Origin of the sequence: Pseudomonas sp. D1-36, from assembly GCF_051132205.1 — a bacterium.
In the GTDB taxonomy this organism is placed as follows: Bacteria; Pseudomonadota; Gammaproteobacteria; order Pseudomonadales; family Pseudomonadaceae; genus Aquipseudomonas.
This window is the reverse complement of record NZ_CP071674.1, coordinates 1192305-1214796: the sequence shown is the minus strand read 5'-3', so window position 1 is coordinate 1214796 and position 22492 is coordinate 1192305. Positions and strand designations below refer to the sequence as shown.

Here is a 22492-nt window from a genome sequence, read left to right as displayed (position 1 = left end):
CCTCAGTTCACCCAGACGCGCGCGTTGCGGAACATGCGCATCCATGGCGCGTCTTCGTTCCAGTCGTCCGAACGCCACGAGTTCTGCACCGCGCGGAACACCCGCTCCGGGTGCGGCATCATGATCGTGACGCGGCCGTCGCGGCTGGTCAGGCCGGTGATCCCGCGCGGCGAGCCGTTCGGGTTGGCCGGGTAGGTTTCGGTGACCTTGCCGTGGTTGTCGACAAAACGCAGCGACACACAACCGGACAGGTCGGCTTCAAGCAACGCTTCCTCGCTCTGGAACTCCGCATGGCCTTCACCGTGGGCGATGGCGATCGGCATGCGCGAACCGGCCATGCCCTGCAGGAAGATCGAGTTCGACTCCTGCACCTGGACCATCGCGACGCGGGCTTCGAACTGCTCGGAACGGTTACGCACGAAGTGCGGCCAGAACTCGCTGCCCGGGATCAGCTCGTGCAGGTTGGACATCATCTGGCAACCGTTGCACACACCGAGGGTGAAGCTGTCGTTGCGCTCGAAGAAGCCCTGGAACGCATCGCGGGCGCGGCTGTTGAACAGCGCCGACTTGGCCCAGCCTTCACCGGCGCCCAGCACGTCGCCGTAGGAGAAGCCGCCGCAGGCAACCATGCCTTTGAAATCGTTCAGGTCGACACGTCCGGCGAGGATGTCACTCATGTGCACGTCGATCGCGCTGAAACCGGCGCGGTCGAACGCCGCCGCCATCTCCACCTGGCCGTTGACGCCCTGCTCGCGCAGGACCGCCACTTGCGGGCGAATGCCTTTCTTGATGTAAGGCGCGGCCACGTTTTCGTTGACGTCGAAGCTGAGCTTGGCGCTGAGGCCCGGGTTGTCTTCTTCCAGCAGCGCGTCGAATTCCTGCTCGGCGCATTCGGCGTTGTCGCGCAGGCGCTGGATCTGGTAGCTGGTCTCGGCCCACTGGCGCTGCAACAAGCGACGCTGGCCTTCGAAGACGGTGTCGCCGTTGAAGGTGATATTGATGTGGGCGTTGTTGATCGGCTGGCCGATGACCGAGACGCACTCGGCCAGGCCGGCGGCGCTGAACTGGGCGAGGATGTCCGGGGTGGCGTCCTGGCGAACCTGGATCACCGCACCCAACTCTTCGTTGAACAGGATCGCCGGGATCTCACTGGCCGACTCGGCCACGCTGTCCAGGGTCAGGTTCAAGCCGCAGTGACCGGCGAAAGCCATTTCCATCACGGTGGTCAGCAAGCCGCCATCGGAACGGTCGTGGTAGGCCAACAGGTGACCGTCGGCGTTCAGGCCCTGGATCACGGCGAAGAACGCCTTCAGGTCTTCGGCATCGTCGACGTCCGGTGCTTGCGAGCCGAGCTTGCCGTGCACCTGGGCCAGGATCGAGGCGCCCATGCGGTTCTGGCCACGGCCCAGGTCGATCAGGATCAGATCGGTGGTGCCCTTGTCCATGCGCAGTTGCGGGGTCAGGGTCTGGCGGATGTCGGTGACCGGGGCGAAACCGGTCACGATCAGCGACAGTGGCGAGGTCACGCTCTTGTCCACGCCTTCGTCGTTCCAGCGCGTGGCCATGGACATGGAGTCCTTGCCCACCGGAATGGTGATGCCCAGTTCAGGGCACAGTTCCATGCCGACGGCCTTGACGGTGTCGAACAAGCGCGCGTCTTCACCGGGGTGACCGGCGGCGGACATCCAGTTGGCCGACAGCTTGATGTCGGAAATCTTGCCGATGCGCGAGGCCGCGATGTTGGTCAGGGTCTCACCGATCGCCATGCGGCCCGACGCCGGGGCGTCCAGCAGCGCCAGCGGCGTGCGCTCGCCCATGGCCATCGCTTCGCCAGTGTAGACGTCGAAGCTGGTGGCGGTCACGGCCACGTCGGCCACCGGCACCTGCCATGGGCCGACCATCTGATCACGTGCCACGAGGCCGGTGATGGTGCGGTCGCCGATGGTGATCAGGAAGCTCTTGCTCGCCACGGCCGGGTGATGCAGCACGCGCTCGATGGAATCGGCGATGTCGAGGGTGGACGGATCGAAATCGTCGCCCAGCTCGGTTTCGCGAACCGCCGAACGGTGCATGCGCGGGGCTTTGCCCAGCAGCACTTCCAGCGGCATGTCCACCGGGCTGTTGCCAAAGTGGCTGTCGGTCACGGTCAGTTGCGGCTCGGCGGTGGCTTCACCCACCACGGCAAACGGGCAACGCTCGCGTTCGCAAATGGCCTGGAAGCGCTCGAAGTCAGCCGGGCCGACCGCCAGGACGTAACGCTCCTGGGATTCGTTGCTCCAGATTTCGTGCGGGGCCATGCCCGGCTCGTCGTTCGGAATGTTGCGCAATTCGAAGCGGCCACCACGGCCACCGTCGTTGACCAGTTCCGGGAAGGCGTTGGACAGGCCGCCCGCGCCGACGTCGTGGATGAAGCTGATGGGGTTGTTCTCACCCAACTGCCAGCAACGGTCGATGACTTCCTGGCAACGGCGTTCCATCTCCGGGTTTTCCCGCTGGACCGACGCGAAATCCAGGTCGGCGGAGCTGGTGCCGGTGGCCATGGACGAAGCCGCGCCGCCGCCCAGGCCGATCAGCATGGCCGGGCCACCGAGGACGATCAGCTTGGAGCCGACCACGATCTCGCCTTTCTGCACGTGTTCGGCGCGGATGTTGCCCATGCCGCCTGCGAGCATGATCGGCTTGTGATAACCGCGAACCTCTTCACCGCGAGGGGTGGTGATGGACTGTTCGAAGGTACGGAAATAACCGGTCAGGGCCGGACGGCCGAATTCGTTGTTGAACGCCGCGCCGCCCAGTGGGCCTTCGATCATGATGTCGAGGGCGTTGACGATGCGCTCAGGCTTGCCGTACGGCTTTTCCCACGGCTGTTCGAAGCCAGGAATCTGCAGGTTCGACACGGTGAAGCCGGTCAGGCCGGCCTTGGGCTTGGCACCACGACCGGTGGCGCCTTCGTCGCGGATCTCGCCACCGGAACCGGTGGACGCGCCCGGGAACGGGGCAATGGCGGTCGGGTGGTTGTGGGTCTCGACTTTCATCAGGATGTGCACCGGCTCCTGGACCGCACCGTACTGGCGGGTCTCGGGGTTCGGGTAGAAGCGACCGGCAACATTGCCGACGATCACCGCGGCGTTGTCCTTGTAGGCCGACAGCACACCTTCGTTGTGCATCTGGTAGGTGTTCTTGATCATGCCGAACAGGCTCTTTTCCTGGCTCTGGCCGTCAATGTCCCAACTGGCGTTGAAGATCTTGTGGCGGCAATGCTCGGAGTTGGCCTGGGCGAACATCATCAGTTCGATGTCGTGGGGGTTGCGCTTCAAGCCCTGGAAGGCGTTGACCAGGTAATCGATCTCGTCTTCGGCCAGGGCCAGGCCCAGCTCGGCGTTGGCTTTTTCCAGCGCGGCGCGGCCACCGCCCAATACGTCGATGGCGGTCAGCGGCTTGGGTTCGGCGTGGCTGAACAGGCCGGCGGCCTGCTCCAGGTTGCCCAGTACGACCTGGGTCATGCGGTCATGCAGGCCTTCGGCGATCAGTTGGGCCTCGGCCTCGCTGAACTCACCGGCGACATAAAAGGCAATGCCGCGCTCCAGGCGCTGGATCTTCGACAGGCCGCAGTTGCGGGCAATGTCACTGGCCTTGCTCGACCACGGCGAAATGGTGCCGAAACGCGGCAACACCAGGAACAGGCGGCCGGTTGGCTCCTGGACTGGAACACTTGGGCCGTACTTCAGGAGGCGCGCGAGCACCTGCTGTTCGTCGCCAGTCAAACCGCCGGTAACTTCGGCGAAGTGAGCGAATTCAGCATACAAGCCACTGACAGCCGGTACTTTCTGGCTCAGTTGCTCAAGAAGTTTGCTGTGGCGAAAGGCAGAAAGGGCAGGAGCGCCGCGCAGGATCAACATCTTCGGGACAGCCTCGGGAAGGGGTGTGCTTTGAGGCCGTGCATTCTAGCCTAAACCGCTGCCAACGGCACCCGAAACGCTACGTCAGGTGCGAGCCGAACGTCGGTCGTGGCGCGGATAGCTTGATTACCCGGCCATCCGGCCCGCGCCACAGAGATATTTTTTATCCCTGCGGGGCCCTGCCGCGCGCCGGCCCGCTTGGCTTGCGGACACGTTTTGCAACCTCTATCAGACTGGCCTTTTGCTGTCGATATATGGCGGTCGAGGCCGTTTGCGTATACTGCGCAGATGTTTTCCCCAACGGCTTTGCGTCCGCGGTACGCCAGATGGCTGATCGCAACCGGACTCTTCCTGGTGCTCAGTGGCTGTGTTGAGAAACCCAACACACTGGAGCGCGTAAAGGAGGATGGCGTGCTGCGGGTCGTTACCCGGAACAGCCCCGCCACCTACTTTCAGGATCGCAGTGGTGAAACCGGCTTCGAATACGAGCTGGTGAAGCGTTTCGCCGAGGATTTGGGGGTCGAGCTGAAAATCGAGACCGCCGACAACCTCGACGACCTGTTCAGCCAGATCGGCAAGCCCAACGGCCCGGTGCTGGCCGCGGCAGGCCTGGTCAGCAGCGAACAGCGCAAAAAACAGGTTCGCTTTTCCAGCCCTTACCTGGAAGTCACCCCGCAGATCATCTATCGCAACGGTCAGTCGCGCCCCACCGACGCGGCGGCCCTGGCCGGCAAGAAGATCATGGTGCTCAAGGGCAGCTCCCATGCCGAACAATTGGCACAGCTGAAGCAGCAATATCCTGGGATCGAATACGAAGAATCCGACGCCGTTGAAGTCGTCGACCTGCTGCGCATGGTCGACGAGGGCCAGATCGACCTGACGCTGGTGGACTCCAACGAAGTGGCGATGAACCAGGTCTACTTCCCCAACGTGCGCGTGGCGTTCGACCTGGGCGACACCCGCAGCCAGAGCTGGGCAGTGGGCCCCGGCGAAGACAACAGCCTGCTCAATGAAATCAACGCCTACCTGAACAAGGTGCAGAAGAATGGCACGTTGCAGCGATTGAAGGATCGCTACTACGGCCACGTTGACGTCCTCGGCTATATGGGCGCAACGACGTTTGCCCAGCACCTGCAGCAGCGGCTGCCCAAATACGAACAGCATTTCAAGACCTACGCCAAGAAGGAAAAAGTCGATTGGCGGTTGCTGGCTGCCATCGGCTATCAGGAATCGCTCTGGCAACCGACGGTGACCTCCAAGACCGGTGTGCGCGGCCTGATGATGCTGACCCAGAACACCGCCCAGGCCATGGGTGTATCCAACCGCCTCGATCCGAAGCAGAGCATCATGGGCGGCGCCAAGTACCTGGCCTATATGAAGGAACAACTGGATGAAAGCATCGAGGAACCGGACCGCACCTGGTTCGCCCTCGCCGCCTATAACGTGGGCAGTGGTCATCTGGACGACGCGCGCAAGCTCGCCGCCAAGGAAGGGCTGAATCCGAACAAGTGGCTGGATGTGAAAAAAATCCTGCCGCGCCTGTCCCAGAAGCAGTGGTACAGCAAGACCCGCTACGGCTACGCCCGGGGCGGGGAGCCGGTGCATTTCGTGGCGAACATCCGTCGCTACTACGACATCTTGACCTGGGTGACGCAGCCACAGCTCGAAGGCAACCAGGTGGCCGAGGGCAACCTGCACGTGCCGGGTGTCGACAAGAGCAAGCCGAGCCAGGAATCCCCGCAACTCTGACAGCCATACACTCTAAATGTGGGAGCGAGCCTGCTCGCGAAAGCAGTGCATCAGTCGACATGATTGTTAACTGACACTCCGCTTTCGCGAGCAGGCTCGCTCCCACAGGGTGTGGTGATGGGTCAGGATCTGGCGGCCGCCAGGATCAGCGCCTTCATTTCCGACACAGCTGACTTGAACCCGACAAACAACGCATGGGCCACCAGCGCATGGCCGATGTTCAGCTCGTTGATGCCCTTGATGGCGGCGACAGCTTCGACGTTGTGATAATGCAGGCCGTGGCCGGCGTTGACGATCAGGCCCTGGGCCAGGCCAAAGGTGACGCCGTCTGCCACCCGTTGCAGCTCATCGGCCACATCCGTGGGGGTCTGGGCATCGGCGTAGCGCCCGGTGTGCAGCTCGATGGCCGGCGCGCCGACCCGCTTGGAGGCTTCGATCTGCCGCTCGTCGGCGTCGATGAACAGCGACACCTCGGCGCCCATCTTCGACAGCCGCTCCACCGCAGCCTTGATCCGCGCCTCCTGCCCCGCCACGTCCAGGCCGCCTTCGGTGGTCAGCTCCTGACGGGTTTCCGGGACCAGGCAGATGTGCGCAGGGCGGATGCGCTCGGCAAAGGCCATCATTTCTTCGGTCACGCCCATTTCGAAGTTCATGCGGGTTTGCAGCACATCCTTGAGCAGCAGCACATCGCGCTCCTGGATGTGGCGACGGTCCTCGCGCAGGTGCACGGTAATGCCATCGGCGCCCGCCTCTTCGGCATCCAGTGCGGCCTTGACCGGATCCGGGTAGCGAGTACCTCGGGCCTGGCGCAGGGTGGCGACATGGTCGATGTTCACGCCGAGAAGAATGCGATTGCTGGTGCTCACGAAAAGCGCTCCTGAATGGACAGAGATTCGGCCCACAGCATACGGGTAGATCAGGGCTTGCGAAACAGCTCGCGACTGACCAGCGGCCGGCCGCCCAAATGAACCGCCAGGGCTTGGCGCATCAAACGCTTGGCCGCCGCCAATGCACCGGGCGCGGTCCAGTCGGCCTCGGCCATGGCAAGAAGCTCAACGCCATTGAACAACCCGGGTTGCAACTGGTAGACCTGCTCCAGGCCCGCGTCCACCTGTAAGCGGTAGAGGCCGTCCGCCGCGATGGGTTGTCCGTGCAGGTCGGTGTCGAGGGAAAAACCGTAGCCCAGATCGTCCAGCAGGCGCCATTCGAAAGAGCGCAGCAATGGCTCCAGAGGGCGACCTTCGGCCAGGGCCAGCAGCGTGGCGGCATAGTGGTCGAAGACCTCAGGATGAGGATCCTCGGCGGGGAGCAGGCGGATCAGCAGTTCATTGAGGTACAAACCACTGAACAGCGCTTCGCCGTTGAGCCAGGCCGCGACGCCGTTGCTTTCCATGCGCCCGACATTCTTCAATTCGCCCCTGCCGCGAAACTCGACGTCCAATGGGACGAACGGCCGCGCCAGCGTCCCGGCCTTGCCCCGAGCCCCACGCAACACCGCTCTCAGCCGCCCTTGGGGCGTGAGGAAGTCCACCAGGGCGCTGCTTTCGCGGTAGGCGCGGCTGTGCAGGACATAGGCGGGTTGGGCGGTGGGTGGGTTGGGGGACATCGGGGGCCTGAATATCAACAAGACATCAATGGTTGAAGAAATCCTGTGGCGAGGGAGCTTGCTCCCGCTCGGCTGCGAAGCAGCCGTGAAACCAGGCCATACGATGGGTTTGGCTAGATGAGATCGCAGATCCGGGGGCTGCTTCGCAGCCCAGCGGGAGCAAGCTCCCTCGCCACAGAAGCTCGCTCCCACAGTGGCATTCATGTACTCACATTAACGATTACAGGTCGCCGTAACCCAGCGAACGCAACGCGCGCTCGTCATCGGACCAGCCGCCTTTCACCTTGACCCACAGGTTGAGCATGATCTTGGAGTCGAACAGCAGCTCCATGTCCTTGCGCGCCTCGGTGCCGATGCGCTTGATGCGCTCGCCCTTGTCGCCAATGATGATCTTCTTCTGGCCATCACGTTCGACGAGGATCAAGGCATGGATGTGCAGGGTCTTGCCCTGTTGCTTGAATTCCTCGATCTCCACCGTGATCTGGTACGGCAGCTCGGCGCCCATCTGGCGCATGATTTTCTCGCGCACCAGCTCGGCGGCGAGGAAACGGCTGCTGCGGTCGGTGATCTGGTCTTCAGGAAAGAAATGATCGTTTTCCGGCAGGTGCTCGGCGATCACCCGTTCCAGCGCGTCGAGGTTGTGACCGTGTTGGGCGGAAATCGGGATGATTTGCGCGTTCGGCAACTGTTCCTGCAACCAGGTCAGGTGCGGCATCAGCTCTGCCTTGTCTTCGATGCGGTCGGTCTTGTTCAGCGCCACGATCAAGGGACCGGTCACGTATTGGACGCGCTCGAGGACCATCTGGTCTTCTTCGGTCCACTTGGTGCGGTCTACCACGAAGATCACCACGTCAACGTCTTTCAACGCTGCCGAGGCAGTCTTGTTCATGTAGCGGTTCAGGGCCTTCTCACCGCCCTTGTGCATTCCCGGAGTATCGACGTAGATGGCCTGCACATCGCCTTCGGTCTTGATGCCCAGCATGTTGTGGCGCGTGGTCTGAGGCTTGCGCGAGGTGATCGCCAGCTTCTGGCCCAGGATGTGGTTCAGCAACGTGGACTTGCCCACGTTCGGCCGACCGACAATGGCGACATAGCCGCATCGGGTGACGGTTGTATCAGTCATTGCCATTCTCCACGCCCAAGGCGATCAGTGCTGCGGCGGCCGCTACCTGTTCGGCGATACGACGGCTCACGCCCTGGCCACGGCTTTTTTCATTCAATAAGACCACTTCGCATTCGACGAAAAAGGTTCGGCAATGCGGTTCCCCCTGGATATCCACCACTTCGTAGCGTGGCAGTTCGCAACTGCGCGATTGCAAAAATTCCTGCAAGCGGGTCTTGGGGTCCTTGTTGGTGTCCACCAGCGTCAGGCTGTCGATCTCGGAAGTCAGCCAGGCCAGCACGCGCTCGCGCGCCATTTCCATGCCCGAGTCCAGGTAGATCGCGCCAATCAATGCCTCCAGGGCGTCGGCGAGGATCGATTCGCGGCGGAAACCACCGCTTTTCAGTTCGCCGGAACCCAGGCGCAGGTACTCGCCCAAGTCGAAACCCCGCGCCAATACGGCCAGGGTCTCACCTTTCACGAGCCTTGCGCGCAAACGCGACAACTGGCCTTCGCGAGCCAGGGGAAAGCGTTCGAACAACGCCTCGCCGGCGACGAAATTGAGGATGGCATCGCCGAGGAATTCCAGGCGCTCGTTGTTGCGCCCGGCAAAACTGCGGTGAGTGAGGGCCAGGAGCATCAGCTCCTGATCCTTGAAGGTGTAGCCGAGCTGACGCTCGAGGCGGCTTAGAGAAACGCTCACGGTTTACCCACGCTGAGTTCGTGGCTGGATTCCACCGCCACGGCGGCAAGGCGCCGTTGGCTTGGGACAATTAACGCTGTGTTCAAAAATGACGTCCTGACTATCGTTGGCTTCATGCCTTCGGGCAGCCTTGTGCAGGCTCCAGAAATGCATTCGGCGCTGTGTTCAACAGCGCCGTGTGTGATTACTTGATCAACCCTACCCGCGAGAAGTTCGGCAGGTGGCTGAGTTTGGGTTCCGGCCAGCTCATCCAGACCGCAAAGGCCTTGCCGACGATATTGCGGTCGGGGACCATGCCCAACATGTCCTTGGGTATGTTCGGATCATCCCAGTAACGACTGTCGTTGGAGTTGTCGCGGTTGTCGCCCATCATGAAATAGTGCCCGGCCGGCACGGTCCATGAATGGTCCGGCGTGGCGCGGTAGCGGCTCATTTCCTTGCGGATCTGGTGTTCTGCCTCGCCAAGTTTTTCCTTGTAGAGCTCGGCACTGCCCAGCGTGCCCGGTTCGGAACCGATCAACTGCTCGGCCACCAGTTCGCCATTGACGAACAAGCGTTTGTCCGCCGTATAGCGGATCTTGTCGCCCGGCAGACCCACCACACGCTTGATGTAGTTGACGTTCGGGTCGCTTGGGAAGCGGAACACCATCACGTCGCCGCGTTGCGGGTCGCCGATCTCGATGACCTTCTTGTCGATCACTGGCAGCCGGATCCCATAGGAAAACTTGTTCACCAGGATGAAGTCGCCCACATCCAGGGTGGGCTTCATCGAACCGGACGGAATCTGGAACGGCTCCACCAGGAACGAGCGCAGCACCAGCACGATGAACAGCACCGGGAAGAACGACTTGCCGTACTCGACAAGCAGCGGTTCCTTGTTGAGCTTTTCAATGACCACGCCGTCAGGCTGGCTGACACTGCCCTGATAAGAGGCAATGGCGGCCCGGCGCCGAGGCGCCAGGAACAACAGATCAAGCAACGCCAACAGGCCGCAGACAAACACGGCGATAACCAGCAACAGCGGGAAATTTAGCGACATAGGACCTAACTATCCAACCTGAGCACCGCGAGGAAGGCTTCCTGTGGAATTTCCACGTTGCCGACCTGCTTCATGCGTTTTTTACCGGCCTTCTGCTTTTCCAACAGCTTGCGCTTACGGCTGACGTCGCCGCCGTAGCATTTGGCCAATACGTTCTTTCTGAGTGCCTTGACGGTTGTACGCGCCACAATCTGCCCGCCAATGGCGGCCTGGATTGCCACATCGAACATCTGCCGCGGAATCAGTTCCTTCATCTTCTCGGTCAACGCACGACCTTTGTAGTGCGCGTTGTCGCGGTGCACGATCAATGCCAGGGCATCGACTTTTTCGCCGTTGATCAGCACATCCAGTTTCACCAGATTAGCCGATTGGTAACGATCGAAATGATAGTCCAGCGAAGCATAGCCGCGGCTGGTGGATTTCAGGCGATCGAAGAAGTCCAGCACCACTTCGTTCATCGGCAGGTCGTAGGTCACCTGGACCTGCGAGCCGAGGAACAGCATGTCGTGCTGCACGCCGCGCTTCTCGATGCACAGGGTAATGACGTTGCCCAGGTGCTCCTGAGGCACAAGGATGTTGGCCCTCACGATCGGCTCGCGCATGTCTTCGATAGCCGACAGGTCCGGCAGCTTGGACGGGTTGTCGACGTAGATAGTCTCGCCGTTCTTGAGCAGCAGCTCGAAGATTACCGTCGGCGCCGTGGTGATCAGGTCCAGGTCGTACTCGCGCTCCAGGCGCTCCTGGATGATTTCCATGTGCAGCATGCCGAGGAACCCGCAACGGAAGCCGAAGCCCAGGGCGTCGGAACTTTCCGGGGTGTACTGCAGGGACGAGTCGTTCAGGGTCAGCTTTTGCAGGGCTTCGCGGAAGTCCTCGAAGTCGTCGGAACTGACCGGGAACAGGCCGGCGTAGACCTGTGGCTGGATGCGTTTGAAACCGGGCAGGACGTCGACATCCGGGGTGGAGCTCAAGGTCAGGGTATCGCCCACCGGCGCCCCATGAATGTCCTTGATGCCCGCGATGATGAAGCCCACTTCACCGGCCTTCAGGTCGGTGGTAGCGGTGTGTTTCGGGTTGAAGACACCGACGCTGTCCACCAGGTGGATCTTGCCGGTGGACTTGACCAGGATCTTGTCGCCCTTCTTCACGCGGCCATGGCGCACGCGAACCAGGGAAACCACGCCCAGGTAGTTGTCGAACCAGGAGTCGATGATCAACGCTTGCAGCGGATCTTCGATATTGCCGGTCGGCGCGGGAATGGTGGTGACGAGGCGCTCGAGCACTTCATCCACGCCCAGGCCGGTCTTGGCGCTGCACGTGACCGCGTCGGTGGCATCGATGCCGATGATTTTTTCGATTTCTTCCTTCACGCGGTCCGGATCGGCCTGGGGCAGGTCGATCTTGTTCAGCACCGGCATGACTTCCAGGCCCTGCTCGATGGCCGTGTAGCAGTTGGCGACCGACTGGGCCTCGACGCCCTGGCCGGCATCGACCACCAGCAACGCACCTTCACAGGCCGCCAGCGACCGGCTGACTTCATAGGTGAAGTCGACGTGGCCCGGGGTATCGATGAAGTTGAGCTGGTAGGTAATGCCGTCGCGAGCCTTGTAGTAAAGGGTAACGCTGTGGGCCTTGATGGTGATCCCGCGTTCACGCTCGAGGTCCATGGAGTCCAGGACCTGGGCTTCCATTTCACGCTCGGCCAGGCCGCCGCACATCTGGATGAAGCGATCAGCCAGCGTCGACTTGCCATGGTCAATGTGGGCGATGATGGAGAAATTGCGGATATGACTCAAATCACTCACGGATCAACACTCAAAAAGGCTGCAGGCATGGCCCGCCGAAAAATAGCCGGGAATTGTACCCGATACACCGCGCAAGCGTCACGCTCGCCTGTCGATGAGCATGTGTGGCGAGGATGCTTGCTCGCCACATCGAGCGTTGAATCAACCTGCCCGGCGCAACAGCCAGAGCCCGGCCAACGCGCAGACGCCGGCCGGCACCAGCACCGCGAACAATGGCGAGAAGCCGAACACCAGGCTCGATGGCCCGAGCAGATCCTGGGCAATGCGGAAAGTAAAGCCCACTAGCACACCGGTGAATACCCGTTGGCCAAGGGTCACGGAGCGCAGCGGACCGAAGATGAAGGAGATGGCCATCAACACCAGCGCAGCGGTCACCAGGGGTTGCAACACCTTGACCCAAAAAGCCAGCCAGTAGCGACCGTTGTTCAGGCCCTGGTCCGCCAGGTAATGGATGTACCCCCACAACCCGGTGATAGACAACGAGTCCGGCGCCATGACCACGGTGCTGAGCAGCTGCGGGCTGAGCGCCACGTCCCAACGCTCCTGCGGTGCGGTGACGACTTCGGTGCGCTTGTCATGGAACAGCGTGGTGGTGACATCGCTCAGTTGCCAGTGATCGTCGGCGAATTGGGCCCGCTTGGCGAAGCTGGAGGACAACATATGCCGCTGATCGTCGAAACGGTAGCGGGTCACGCCATACAAGGTTCCGTTGGGTTGGACCGAGTTGATATGGATGAACTCTTCGCCCTGGCGGTGCCACAGACCGTGCTTGGCGCTTTGCGCGTCACCGCCGCCCTGGGCCAGGGAGCGGTTGGCCTGGGCGGTATTCTCGGTGGCCGGGGCGACGTACTCGCCGATCAGCACACCTACCAGCATCAGCACCAGCATGGGTTTCATCACCGCCCAGACGATCCGACCGATGGACACGCCAGCGGCGCGCATGATGGTCAGTTCGCTGTTGCTCGCCAGGCTGCCCAGGCCGATCAGGCAGCCGATCAATGCGGCCATCGGCAGCATGTCGTACAAGCGGCGCGGCGCGGTCAGCAATACGTAGCTCGCCACGTCCAGCAGCGTATAGGTATCGCTGACATCGCCCATTTCATCAATGAACGCGAACAAGGTCGCCAGGCCAAGAATGATCCCCAATACGGCGAGGATCGCCATGAATACGCTGCTGCCGATGTAGCGATCGAGCTTAACCACGGGCCACCTCCAGCGCGCTGCGACGACTTGCGAGCTTCAGGCGCAGGGGCTCCCAGTAGAGCAGCCCCAGGCCAATGGCCAGGAATATCGAATGCACCCACCACAGGCCCAGCGTCGGCGGGATCTTGCCTTTCTCCAGGGCGCTGCGGGCGGAAATCAGGATGGTCAGGTAAGCCATATACAAAAGAATCGCCGGCAACAACTTGAGGAAACGGCCCTGGCGCGGATTGACCCGCGACAGCGGAACCGCCATGAGCGTCACGATAAATACCAGCAGCGGCAGCGACAGGCGCCATTGCAGCTCGGTGCGGGCGCGGATGTCGTCGTTGCCCAGCAGGCTGGCCGTGGACATGGCGTCACGATCGGTGACTTCGTCGCTGGCCTCCGGCTTGGGTAGCAATACGCCGTAGGTGTCGTACTTGATCGCCCGGTAGTTGGCCTGGCCTGGCGTGCCATCGTAGCGATAGCCATTTTCAAGGATCAGGTAGCGGTTGCCGTCGGGGTTGATTTCCTGGCGACCTTTTTCAGCCACCAGCACGGAAATGCCCCGATCCTTCTTGGTGTCCGAAGACACATTCTTCTGGGTAATGAAGACGCCGCCCAGGTCGATGCGATCGTCCGAGAGCTGTTCGGTATAAGTGACCCGCGTCCCGTCCCGCAGGGCCTGGAAGCGCCCCGGTACCAAGGTGTCGAATTCGGTCATGGCGTCCTGCTGGTTGATCAACAGCTGGAACTGGTTGGCCCCTTGCGGCGACAGGCTCAGGCTCAGCCACGCGACCACCAGCGCCACGAGCGTTGCCGGGAACAAGGTGATGCGGAACAGCCGTTGCTGGCTCATGCCGGTGGCCGACAGCACGGTCATTTCGCTGTCCAGATACAAGCGCCCATAGGCCAGCAGGATGCCGAGGAACAGCCCCAGCGGCAGAATCAATTGCAGGAAGCCCGGCAGGCGGAACCCCATGATCAGGAACAGGGAGCCCGGGTCCAAGGCACCGGAGGCCGCCTGGGCGAGGTATTTGATGAAGCGCCCGCTCATGATGATGACCAGCAGCACGGCGCTGACGGCGCTCAGGGTCAACAGGACTTCGCGGGATAGGTAACGGAAGACGATCAAACCAGACACTCCAGGATTGTCAGGCTGGGCCTTGTACGAGAAGCGCCTGCGCGACTTTTCATACAAACCCTAAGGCGGCCAAACTAGCAAACGTATCGAGCCGGCCCACAATGCGAGCCGCCGAAAAAAGAGCCGCATTATCCTGTGATTGGAGGCGCCTGTCACTGCGCACGCTTTAAGCAGACGCTTCATGGCCAAAAAGTTAACGATTGCCAGGGTTGTCAGGCTCGGGCGCCGAGGTTCAAACTGCCGCCTTTGTCGCCGGCAAGCCCGGCGCTTCTTTTTATAGAAGACAGCTGTTCAGCGCGCCAATGTCGTCGTGGCGCCTGGCCTCTTGACCATTGACTCAAGGATCCGGACATGGAACTGGTTGTAAAAAGCGTCAGCCCAGAAACGTTGAAGACCGCCACCCTGGTGGTTGCCGTGGGTGAAAACCGCAAGCTCGGCGTCGTTGCCAGCCAGCTCGACGCCCTGAGCGGCGGTGCAATCAGCGCCGTGCTCAAGCGCGGCGACCTGGCCGGCAAGGTCGGCCAGAGCCTGTTGCTGCACAACCTGCCCAACCTCAAGGCCGACCGTGTGCTGCTGGTGGGCGTGGGCAAGGACGCCGAACTGGGCGACCGTCCGTTGCGCAAGATCATCGCCGGCGTGCTGGCCACCCTGAAAAACCTCGGTGGCGGCGACGCTGCACTGGCGCTGGACGAACTGATAGTCAAAGGCCGCGACAGCTACGGCAAGAATCGCCTGCTGGCCGAAACCCTGATTGACGGCGAGTACCAGTTCGACCGCTTCAAGAGCCAGAAAGCCGAACCGCGCGCCCTGAAGAAAATCACCCTGCTGACCATCAAGGCCGCCCAGGCCGAAGTCCAGCGCGCCGTGACCCATGCCACCGCCATTGCCAACGGCATGGCTTTCACCCGTGACCTGGGAAACCTGCCGCCGAACATCTGCCACCCGACTTTCATGGGCGAACAGGCCAAGGCGCTTGGCAAGGAATTCAAGGGTCTCAAGGTCGAGGTCTTCGACGAGAAGAAGATCAAGGACCTGGGCATGGGCTCGTTCTATGCCGTCGGCCAGGGCAGCGCCCAGCCGCCGCGCCTGATCGTCATGCAATACAACGGTGGCAAGAAATCCGAGAAGCCGTACGCGCTGGTCGGCAAGGGCATCACCTTTGACACCGGCGGCATCAGCCTCAAGCCCGGCGCCGGCATGGACGAAATGAAATATGACATGGGCGGCGCCGCCAGCGTGTTCGGCACCCTGCGCGCCGTGCTCGAACTGCAATTGCCGATCAACCTGGTGTGCATCCTCGCCTGCGCCGAGAACATGCCCAGCGGCACGGCGTCGCGCCCTGGCGACATCGTCACCACCATGAGCGGCCAGACTGTCGAAATCCTCAACACCGACGCCGAAGGCCGCTTGGTGCTGTGCGACGCCCTCACCTACTCCGAACGCTTCAAGCCGCAAGCGGTGATCGACATCGCCACTTTGACCGGCGCCTGCGTGGTTGCCTTGGGCGCCCATACCTCGGGCCTGCTGGGCAACAATGACGAGCTGATCGCCCAATTGCTGAGCGCCGGCCAGCAAGCCGACGACCGCGCCTGGCAACTGCCGTTGTTCGACGAGTACCAGGAACAGCTGGACAGCCCATTCGCCGACATCGCCAACATCGGCGGCCCGAAAGCCGGGACCATCACGGCGGCGTGCTTCCTGTCGCGCTTCACCAAGAACTTGAATTGGGCGCACCTGGACATCGCCGGCACGGCCTGGACCAGCGGCGGCAAGGACAAGGGCGCCACCGGCCGTCCGGTCCCCCTGTTGACCCAGTACCTGCTGGACCGCGCCAAAGCCTGACACTGATGATCGCCGGTACGTCGCCTTCGGGCGGCGCATCGGCGATCCAGGAACCGCAATGACCAAAGTCGATTTCTATATCCTGCCCAGCGCCGATCCCTCGGCGCGGCTGGATTTCGCCTGCAAACTCACCGAAAAGGCCTGGCGCATGGGCCATCGCATCTACCTGCATTGCAGCGATGCCGCCCAGCGTGACGACCTCGATGCGCGCTTGTGGGCGTTCAAGGGCGAGAGCTTCGTGCCCCATGGCCCTGCCGAAAACGAACCCGAGGGCTTGATCGTACTCGGGCTTGGGAATGACTGCGGGCAACACCACGACCTGCTGGTCAACCTCGACCTGAAAGTGCCGGCCTTCGCCCAGCGCTTCGCCCGCGTGGCGGAAGTGGTGGTGGAAGACCCGGCCATCCGGCAAGCCGCTCGGGAGAGTTTCCGTTTCTACCGTGAACAGGGCTATCCTCTGCAAGACCACCGTTTACAGCGACTCTGAGCCTACGATGGATACTCCAAAACCTTCGCAAAAACCCGCGCAACTGTTGGATGACCTCGAGTCGATCCGCCAACTGCTCGGCGATGACAACCTGCAACCGCCGCTGCTGACCGATACGGTGGAGCACGAGCCGGTGCATGACGAACAGATCCCGCTGCTGTTCGACCCGATCAACGGCCAGCCTGAACCCCAGCCAGCCACCAAGGCAGAACCGAAAGGCCCCGACGCCTTGCTACACCTGGACCGAGAACTTCGCGCCGCCGCGCAGTTGATCATGCAAGACGTCATCGACGACTTCGCGCCGCATATCGAGACCGAGATCAAGCGCCGGTTGGATGCGCGGATGGAGCGGTTGTTGAGCCAGTACGAATAGCGTCCTCCGCCTCATTGTGAACATCCTGTGGGAGCGAGCCTGCTCGCGATAGCGGGCTGTCAGTCACCATCAATGTTGAATGTGATGGCCTTATCGCGAGCAAGCTCGCGCCCACAGGGGTCAACTGTCTCCGCATTCATCGCAGCTTGTGGCTTGCACCAGCCCTGCCCGCTATACTTCCCGGCTTTTCCTGAATAAATGCCTATAGGGTCCCGCCGCGCATGGATAAGACCTACCAGCCGCACGCCATTGAAACTTCCTGGTACAACACCTGGGAGTCCGAGAATTATTTCGCTCCGCAAGGCGCGGGCGATTCCTACACCATCATGATCCCGCCGCCGAATGTCACCGGCAGCCTGCACATGGGCCACGGTTTCAATAACGCGATCATGGACGCCCTGATCCGTTTCCGTCGCATGCAAGGTCGTAATACGTTGTGGCAACCGGGCACCGACCACGCCGGTATCGCCACCCAGATGTTGGTGGAGCGCCGCCTCGAAGCCCAGGGCCAGAACCGTCATGACCTGGGTCGCGAAAAATTCCTGGAGAAAGTCTGGGAATGGAAAGAGGAGTCCGGCGGTAACATCACCCGCCAGATCCGCCGCCTCGGTTCGTCCGTGGACTGGAGCCGCGAGCGCTTCACCATGGACGACGGCCTCTCGGAAGCGGTGAAGGAAGCCTTCGTGCGCCTGCATGAAGACGGTCTTATTTACCGCGGCAAGCGCCTGGTCAACTGGGACACCAAGCTGCACACGGCGATTTCCGACCTCGAAGTGGAGAACCACGACGAGAAGGGTTTCCTGTGGAACCTGAAGTACCCGCTGGCCGACGGCGCCAAAACCGCCGAAGGCAAGGATTACCTGATCGTTGCCACTACCCGTCCGGAAACCATGCTCGGCGACGCTGCCGTGGCGGTGAACCCGAACGACGAGCGCTATAAGGCATTGATCGGCAAGTTTGTCGAGCTGCCGTTGGTGGGCCGTCGTATTCCGATCATCGGCGACGATTATTGCGACCCTGAATTCGGCACCGGTTGCGTGAAAATCACCCCGGCCCACGATTTCAACGACTACGAAGTCGGCAAGCGCCACAACCTGCCGCTGCTGAACATCTTCGACAAGAACGCCAATGTCTTGCCAGCAGCCCAGGTATTCAACCTCGATGGCACGCTGAACGAGAACGTCGACGGCCAGATTCCGGCCGAATTCGCCGGCCTGGAGCGCTTCGAGGCACGCAAGCAGATCGTCGCGGCCTTCGAAGCCGCCGGCCTGCTGGTGAGCGTCGATGATCACGCCCTGAAAGTCCCGAAAGGCGACCGTTCCGGCACCATCATCGAGCCGTGGCTGACCGATCAATGGTACGTGTCCACCAAGCCATTGGCCGAGCCGGCGATTGCCGCCGTGGAAGACGGCCGCATCCAGTTCGTGCCCAAGCAATACGAAAACATGTACTTCTCGTGGATGCGCGACATCCAGGATTGGTGCATCAGCCGTCAGCTGTGGTGGGGTCATCGCATCCCGGCCTGGTACGACGAGTCGGGCAAGGTCTACGTTGGCCGCGATGAAGCCGAAGTCCGCGCCAAGCACAACCTCGGCCCGGACGTTGCCCTGCAACAGGACAACGACGTTCTCGATACCTGGTTCAGCTCCGGCCTGTGGACCTTCTCCACCCTAGGCTGGCCGCAGCAGACCGAATTCCTGAAGAAATTCCACTCCACCGACGTGCTGGTCACCGGCTTCGACATCATTTTCTTCTGGGTCGCCCGGATGATCATGATGACCATGCACTTGATGAAAAACGAAGACGGTACCCCGCAGGTGCCGTTCAAGACCGTTTATGTCCATGGCCTGGTGCGCGACGGCCAGGGCCAGAAGATGTCCAAGTCCAAGGGCAACGTCCTGGATCCGCTGGACATCATCGACGGCATCGACCTGGAAACCCTGGTGCAAAAACGCACCTCCGGCCTGATGCAGCCAAAACTGGCGAAGAAGATCGAGAAAGCCACCCGCGAAGAATTCGCCGACGGCATCGCCAGCTACGGCACCGATGCCCTGCGTTTCACTTTCTGTTCGCTGGCATCCACCGGTCGCGACATCAAGTTCGACATGGGCCGCGTCGAAGGCTATCGCAACTTCTGCAACAAGATCTGGAACGCCGCGCGCTACGTGTTGGATAAAGGCGAAGATTGCGGCCAGAACGGCGAAGCCTACGAGCTGACCCTGGCGGATCGCTGGATCATTTCCCAGTTGCAACGCACCGAAGCCGAAGTAACCCGCCAGCTCGACCAGTTCCGTTTCGACCTGGCGGCGCAAGCGCTGTACGAGTTCATCTGGAACCAGTATTGCGACTGGTACCTGGAACTGTCCAAGCCGGTTTTGTGGGACGAAAACGCTCCGGTCGAGCGCCAGCGCGGCACCCGTCGCACCTTGGTTCGGGTATTGGAAGTGGCCTTGCGCCTGGCGCATCCGTTCATGCCGTTCATCACCGAGGAAATCTGGCAGCGCGTCGCGCCGCTGGCTGGTGCGCAGGGCAAGACGATCATGCTGCAACCGTGGCCGGTGGCCAACGAGAGCCGCATCGATCCGGCGGCCGAAGACGACATCGAGTGGCTGAAGACCTTCATGCTCGGCCTGCGCAACATCCGCGCCGAAATGAACATCGGCCCGGGCAAGCCGCTGACCCTGTTCCTCAAAAACGCCAGCGCCGAAGACCTGCGCCGCCTCAATGAGAACGAAGCGCTGCTCAAGAAGCTGGCGAAGCTTGAATCGGTGACCGTGCTGGCTGCCGGCGAAGAGGCGCCGCTGTCGGCCACCGCATTGGTCGGCGAGATGGAAGTGCTGGTGCCGATGGCAGGCCTGATCGACAAGGCGGCCGAACTGGCGCGCCTGGACAAGGAAATCCTGCGCCTGAAGGGTGAAGTCCAGCGCGTTGGCGGCAAGCTGTCGAACGCCGGCTTTGTCGACAAGGCGCCGGCCGAAGTCATCGAGAAGGAACGGGCCAAGTTGGCCGAGGCTGAGCTGGCCCTGGGCAAGCTGGCTGAGCAGCATGCGCGGATTGCCAGTCTGTAACGGCAGATCGCAGTTAGAAAGGGAGGCCGCGAGGGCCTCCTTTTTTATTTCTCCTTTACCTCATCACAGGTTTGACCGGAACTATTGAGCAAATTAACTTCAACTTTGGCCATCACTTCAATCGTGTAAGAGGCTTTTCCCCAACCGTATCGAATCGGTTTGATGTGTTTAAAATACTCTCCGATTTTTCCCTCCAAAAATCGTTTATCGATATCACTTTGTTCAACAACATATTCGCCTACGGTCCGCGTTCCTCGTATAGGATCCGTTAGCGCTTGATCACGGAATCCTTGCCATGAAAATAGGACGACCGCACCGACTTGTACTCCCGTCAGGTCGATCCTGAAACTGATGCCCTCCATCGGATTCGATCTGCATGAAATAATCCCGGTAGGGTCGGTACCGGGAAAGGTAATAGAGCGAGATTGGTCCATAAGTGTTCTCCCTGAATCTGCAAAATAACGATCGGTTTTTGATAAGCCGAGTTCTTGCAGTCGAGACGACGTGCCCCTTGAACCCAGCCCCTTCAGTACACTCGGAGGCCGCGGGGTCCACCACTGTAATAACTAACAGTTTTTTAGATCCATTACGTATAAAAATCACGGAGAAGGAACATTGCAAGTTGGACCGAGGGTAGATGTGGGACAATAGTCGCCATTTTCAGCCATACCCGAATCGGCCACGCCCATGAACGCCCCCCGCACTTCCAAACCTGCGCGCAAGAAGCCTGACGCCGCGTCCTCAAGCAAAGCCGTCGAGCCGCGCGAGAAGGCCGGCCTGCACCCACGCAATCGTCATCAGGGTCGTTACGACTTCCCGGCGCTGATCAAGACCTCGCCCGAACTGGCGAAGTACGTGATCACCAACCCGTACGGCAAGGAAAGCATCGACTTCGCCAACCCCGACGCCGTGCGGGTGTTCAACCGGGCGCTGCTCAAGGCGTTCTATGGGATCCAGCATTGGGACATCCCGGCGGATTACCTCTGCCCTCCGGTTCCAGGCCGCGCCGATTACGTACACTTTCTCGCTGACCTGCTGGCGAGCATGAACGACGGCAAGGTGCCGCGTGGCGCAATCGTCAATGTGCTGGACATCGGCATGGGCGCCAATTGCGTTTATCCGCTGATCGGCAACAGCGAATACCGTTGGCACTTCCTCGGCTCGGAAATCGACCCGACAGCCGTGGCGGCCGCCCGGGCCATCGTGCTGTCCAACGATCTGAACAAGGCCATCCAGTTGCGCCAGCAAACCAACCGCAAGCAGATTCTGCTGGGCCTTCTGGAAAGCTCTGAACGCTTCGACCTGACGATGTGCAACCCACCGTTCCACGCCTCCCTGGAAGAAGCGACCAAGGGCAGCCAGCGCAAATGGCGCGCGCTGGGCAAAGCGGATCCGAAGCGCAAGTTACCGGTGCTGAACTTCGGCGGCCAGGCGGCGGAGTTGTGGTGCGAGGGCGGCGAGGCGCGGTTTGTCACGCAACTGATCAGCGAAAGCGCACAGGTGGCGGGCCAAGTGTTGTGGTTCAGCACCCTGGTATCGAAGGCGTCGAACCTGCCGGCCATCGAGACAGCGCTGAAAAAGGCGGGGGCCTTGCATAGTCAGGTGGTGGAAATGTCCCAGGGACAAAAACAGAGCCGCTTCGTGGCCTGGACCTTCCAGACCGAGGCACAGCAACAGGCTTGGCGCCAGTCGCGTTGGGTTCGCAAGGGCTGAGTGAAGCCACCCAATACAAAGTACTCGCAGTTGGGGCTGCTGCGCAGCCCAGCGGGAGCAAGCTCCCTCGCCACGGGTTTACTATGACAGCATTGCCGTCTCACTGGTTTTTCCAAGGCAATAAAAAACCGTGCCCGGATCGCTCCGCGGCACGGCTTTTATCGGGCGGTCTTACTTGTTGACCGCGTCGGTCAGGCCTTTGGCCACAACCAGCTTGATCACTTTCTTGGCCGGGATTTCGATGGCTGCGCCAGTCGAAGGGTTGCGACCGGTACGGGCAGGACGCTCGGTGACTTTCAGCTTGCCAACGCCTGGCAAGGTCAGTTCGCCGCCGTTTTCCAGCTGATCGGCAACGACTTGGCCCAGTTGGTCCAGCAGAGCACGCACGGTAGCTTTAGGTGCGTCTACAGATTCAGCCAAATCAGCGATCAGTTGGTCTTTAGTAAGAGCCATGTAGTGTTCCTTCCCTATCAAATTCATATGGATTGCAGAGTGCAGTGTCAGCCATCGAGCCCGATCTGTCTGATCAGCCGCCCTCGGTCATCACCACGACGGATCGGGGTAATAGATGCCGAAATCCGGGTTTGGTTCGACCTGACAAATGCTGAATGCACGCTTAACGCAGTGACATCGCGTAAGACCGGGCAAAACTAGCACAACGCCTGTGAAATATCCGCCTCTACCTACCCATTTGGTCAGCTTTATTGCGCTAAATCGGTAAAAAAATGCTCGCAGGGTGTCGGAAGGGTCTGAAAGGGCCTTCGACGCGTTGCAAAACCA

At 61.1% G+C, this 22492-nt stretch carries 17 protein-coding genes; 6 read left to right on the top strand and 11 right to left on the bottom strand.

Annotation, left to right across the window (positions count from 1 at the left end; all coding sequences use genetic code 11):
* Window positions 1–2: 2 nt before the first annotated feature.
* A complete protein-coding gene (gene purL, locus J3P76_RS05415) occupies window positions 3–3899 on the bottom strand; it encodes a phosphoribosylformylglycinamidine synthase (RefSeq protein WP_434701625.1) in 3897 nt (1298 codons plus the stop codon).
* Window positions 3900–4187: 288 nt separating this feature from the next.
* On the opposite strand from purL, the gene mltF reads away from it, so the two are divergent.
* Entirely contained in the window at window positions 4188–5648 is a 1461-nt protein-coding gene (mltF, locus tag J3P76_RS05410) for a membrane-bound lytic murein transglycosylase MltF (protein WP_420765358.1), read from the top strand.
* Between the two features lie 122 nt (window positions 5649–5770).
* Here mltF and pdxJ read toward each other — a convergent pair whose 3' ends face one another.
* The 8 genes from pdxJ to lptF all read right to left on the bottom strand — a co-directional run bounded on the left by pdxJ (window position 5771) and on the right by lptF (window position 14220).
* Window positions 5771–6514 carry a pyridoxine 5'-phosphate synthase gene (pdxJ, locus tag J3P76_RS05405; RefSeq protein WP_434560439.1) on the bottom strand — a complete coding sequence of 248 codons (744 nt, stop codon included), beginning with the start codon at window positions 6512–6514 and terminating at the stop codon, window positions 5771–5773.
* Between the two features lie 50 nt (window positions 6515–6564).
* Window positions 6565–7254 carry a DNA repair protein RecO gene (gene recO / locus J3P76_RS05400; protein WP_420765360.1) on the bottom strand — a complete coding sequence of 230 codons (690 nt, stop codon included), beginning with the start codon at window positions 7252–7254 and terminating at the stop codon, window positions 6565–6567.
* A gap of 220 nt (window positions 7255–7474) precedes the next feature.
* Entirely contained in the window at window positions 7475–8377 is a 903-nt protein-coding gene (era, locus tag J3P76_RS05395; protein WP_039591481.1) for a GTPase Era, read from the bottom strand.
* Window positions 8370–9059, bottom strand: a complete 690-nt coding sequence (gene rnc, locus J3P76_RS05390) for a ribonuclease III (protein WP_245142433.1) — start codon at window positions 9057–9059, stop codon at window positions 8370–8372. Before rnc ends, era begins: the two co-directional genes overlap by 8 nt.
* Before the next feature lie 184 nt (window positions 9060–9243).
* Window positions 9244–10098, bottom strand: a complete 855-nt coding sequence (gene lepB / locus J3P76_RS05385; RefSeq protein ID WP_420765361.1) for a signal peptidase I — start codon at window positions 10096–10098, stop codon at window positions 9244–9246.
* A 5-nt stretch (window positions 10099–10103) separates the two neighbouring features.
* Window positions 10104–11903 carry a translation elongation factor 4 gene (lepA, locus tag J3P76_RS05380; RefSeq protein ID WP_245142437.1) on the bottom strand — a complete coding sequence of 600 codons (1800 nt, stop codon included), beginning with the start codon at window positions 11901–11903 and terminating at the stop codon, window positions 10104–10106.
* A 141-nt stretch (window positions 11904–12044) separates the two neighbouring features.
* Window positions 12045–13106: an LPS export ABC transporter permease LptG gene (gene lptG / locus J3P76_RS05375; RefSeq protein WP_434648824.1), complete on the bottom strand. Its 1062-nt coding sequence runs from the start codon at window positions 13104–13106 to the stop codon at window positions 12045–12047.
* Window positions 13099–14220, bottom strand: a complete 1122-nt coding sequence (gene lptF / locus J3P76_RS05370; RefSeq protein ID WP_434560445.1) for an LPS export ABC transporter permease LptF — start codon at window positions 14218–14220, stop codon at window positions 13099–13101. The genes lptG and lptF overlap by 8 nt, the downstream gene beginning before the upstream one ends.
* Before the next feature lie 360 nt (window positions 14221–14580).
* Here lptF and J3P76_RS05365 point away from each other — a divergent pair, with 360 nt between their 5' ends.
* The 4 genes from J3P76_RS05365 to J3P76_RS05350 all read left to right on the top strand — a co-directional run bounded on the left by J3P76_RS05365 (window position 14581) and on the right by J3P76_RS05350 (window position 19999).
* On the top strand, window positions 14581–16071 hold the full coding sequence (locus tag J3P76_RS05365) for a leucyl aminopeptidase (RefSeq protein ID WP_420765364.1): 1491 nt from the start codon (window positions 14581–14583) through the stop codon (window positions 16069–16071).
* A 58-nt stretch (window positions 16072–16129) separates the two neighbouring features.
* Window positions 16130–16558 carry a DNA polymerase III subunit chi gene (locus J3P76_RS05360; RefSeq protein WP_420765365.1) on the top strand — a complete coding sequence of 143 codons (429 nt, stop codon included), beginning with the start codon at window positions 16130–16132 and terminating at the stop codon, window positions 16556–16558.
* A gap of 7 nt (window positions 16559–16565) precedes the next feature.
* Complete coding sequence (locus J3P76_RS05355) at window positions 16566–16931, top strand: DNA polymerase III subunit chi (RefSeq protein WP_434560449.1); 366 nt, start codon at window positions 16566–16568, stop codon at window positions 16929–16931.
* A 221-nt stretch (window positions 16932–17152) separates the two neighbouring features.
* A complete protein-coding gene (locus tag J3P76_RS05350; protein ID WP_434627827.1) occupies window positions 17153–19999 on the top strand; it encodes a valine--tRNA ligase in 2847 nt (948 codons plus the stop codon).
* A 44-nt stretch (window positions 20000–20043) separates the two neighbouring features.
* Here J3P76_RS05350 and J3P76_RS05345 read toward each other — a convergent pair whose 3' ends face one another.
* The gene (locus tag J3P76_RS05345; protein ID WP_434607583.1) at window positions 20044–20433 is read right to left on the bottom strand and encodes a hypothetical protein; all 390 of its coding nucleotides are present in this window, start codon (window positions 20431–20433) and stop codon (window positions 20044–20046) included.
* Window positions 20434–20686: 253 nt separating this feature from the next.
* Between J3P76_RS05345 and rlmF the strand changes: the two genes are divergently transcribed.
* Window positions 20687–21712: a 23S rRNA (adenine(1618)-N(6))-methyltransferase RlmF gene (gene rlmF, locus J3P76_RS05340; protein ID WP_434675912.1), complete on the top strand. Its 1026-nt coding sequence runs from the start codon at window positions 20687–20689 to the stop codon at window positions 21710–21712.
* Between the two features lie 171 nt (window positions 21713–21883).
* Here rlmF and J3P76_RS05335 read toward each other — a convergent pair whose 3' ends face one another.
* Window positions 21884–22165 carry an HU family DNA-binding protein gene (locus J3P76_RS05335; RefSeq protein WP_030139622.1) on the bottom strand — a complete coding sequence of 94 codons (282 nt, stop codon included), beginning with the start codon at window positions 22163–22165 and terminating at the stop codon, window positions 21884–21886.
* Window positions 22166–22492 lie beyond the last annotated feature (327 nt).

Excerpts from the sequence above, each read along its gene's own strand:
- purL (WP_434701625.1), bottom strand. The coding sequence starts at position 3,899 with ATGTTGATCCTGCGCGGCGCTCCTGCCCTTTCTGCCTTTCGCCACAGC.
- mltF (WP_420765358.1), top strand. The coding sequence starts at position 4,188 with ATGTTTTCCCCAACGGCTTTGCGTCCGCGGTACGCCAGATGGCTGATC.
- recO (WP_420765360.1), bottom strand. The coding sequence starts at position 7,254 with ATGTCCCCCAACCCACCCACCGCCCAACCCGCCTATGTCCTGCACAGC.
- era (WP_039591481.1), bottom strand. The coding sequence starts at position 8,377 with ATGACTGATACAACCGTCACCCGATGCGGCTATGTCGCCATTGTCGGT.
- lepB (WP_420765361.1), bottom strand. The coding sequence starts at position 10,098 with ATGTCGCTAAATTTCCCGCTGTTGCTGGTTATCGCCGTGTTTGTCTGC.
- J3P76_RS05365 (WP_420765364.1), top strand. The coding sequence starts at position 14,581 with ATGGAACTGGTTGTAAAAAGCGTCAGCCCAGAAACGTTGAAGACCGCC.
- J3P76_RS05360 (WP_420765365.1), top strand. The coding sequence starts at position 16,130 with ATGACCAAAGTCGATTTCTATATCCTGCCCAGCGCCGATCCCTCGGCG.
- J3P76_RS05355 (WP_434560449.1), top strand. The coding sequence starts at position 16,566 with ATGGATACTCCAAAACCTTCGCAAAAACCCGCGCAACTGTTGGATGAC.
- J3P76_RS05350 (WP_434627827.1), top strand. The coding sequence starts at position 17,153 with ATGGATAAGACCTACCAGCCGCACGCCATTGAAACTTCCTGGTACAAC.
- J3P76_RS05345 (WP_434607583.1), bottom strand. The coding sequence starts at position 20,433 with ATGGACCAATCTCGCTCTATTACCTTTCCCGGTACCGACCCTACCGGG.
- rlmF (WP_434675912.1), top strand. The coding sequence starts at position 20,687 with ATGAACGCCCCCCGCACTTCCAAACCTGCGCGCAAGAAGCCTGACGCC.
- J3P76_RS05335 (WP_030139622.1), bottom strand. The coding sequence starts at position 22,165 with ATGGCTCTTACTAAAGACCAACTGATCGCTGATTTGGCTGAATCTGTA.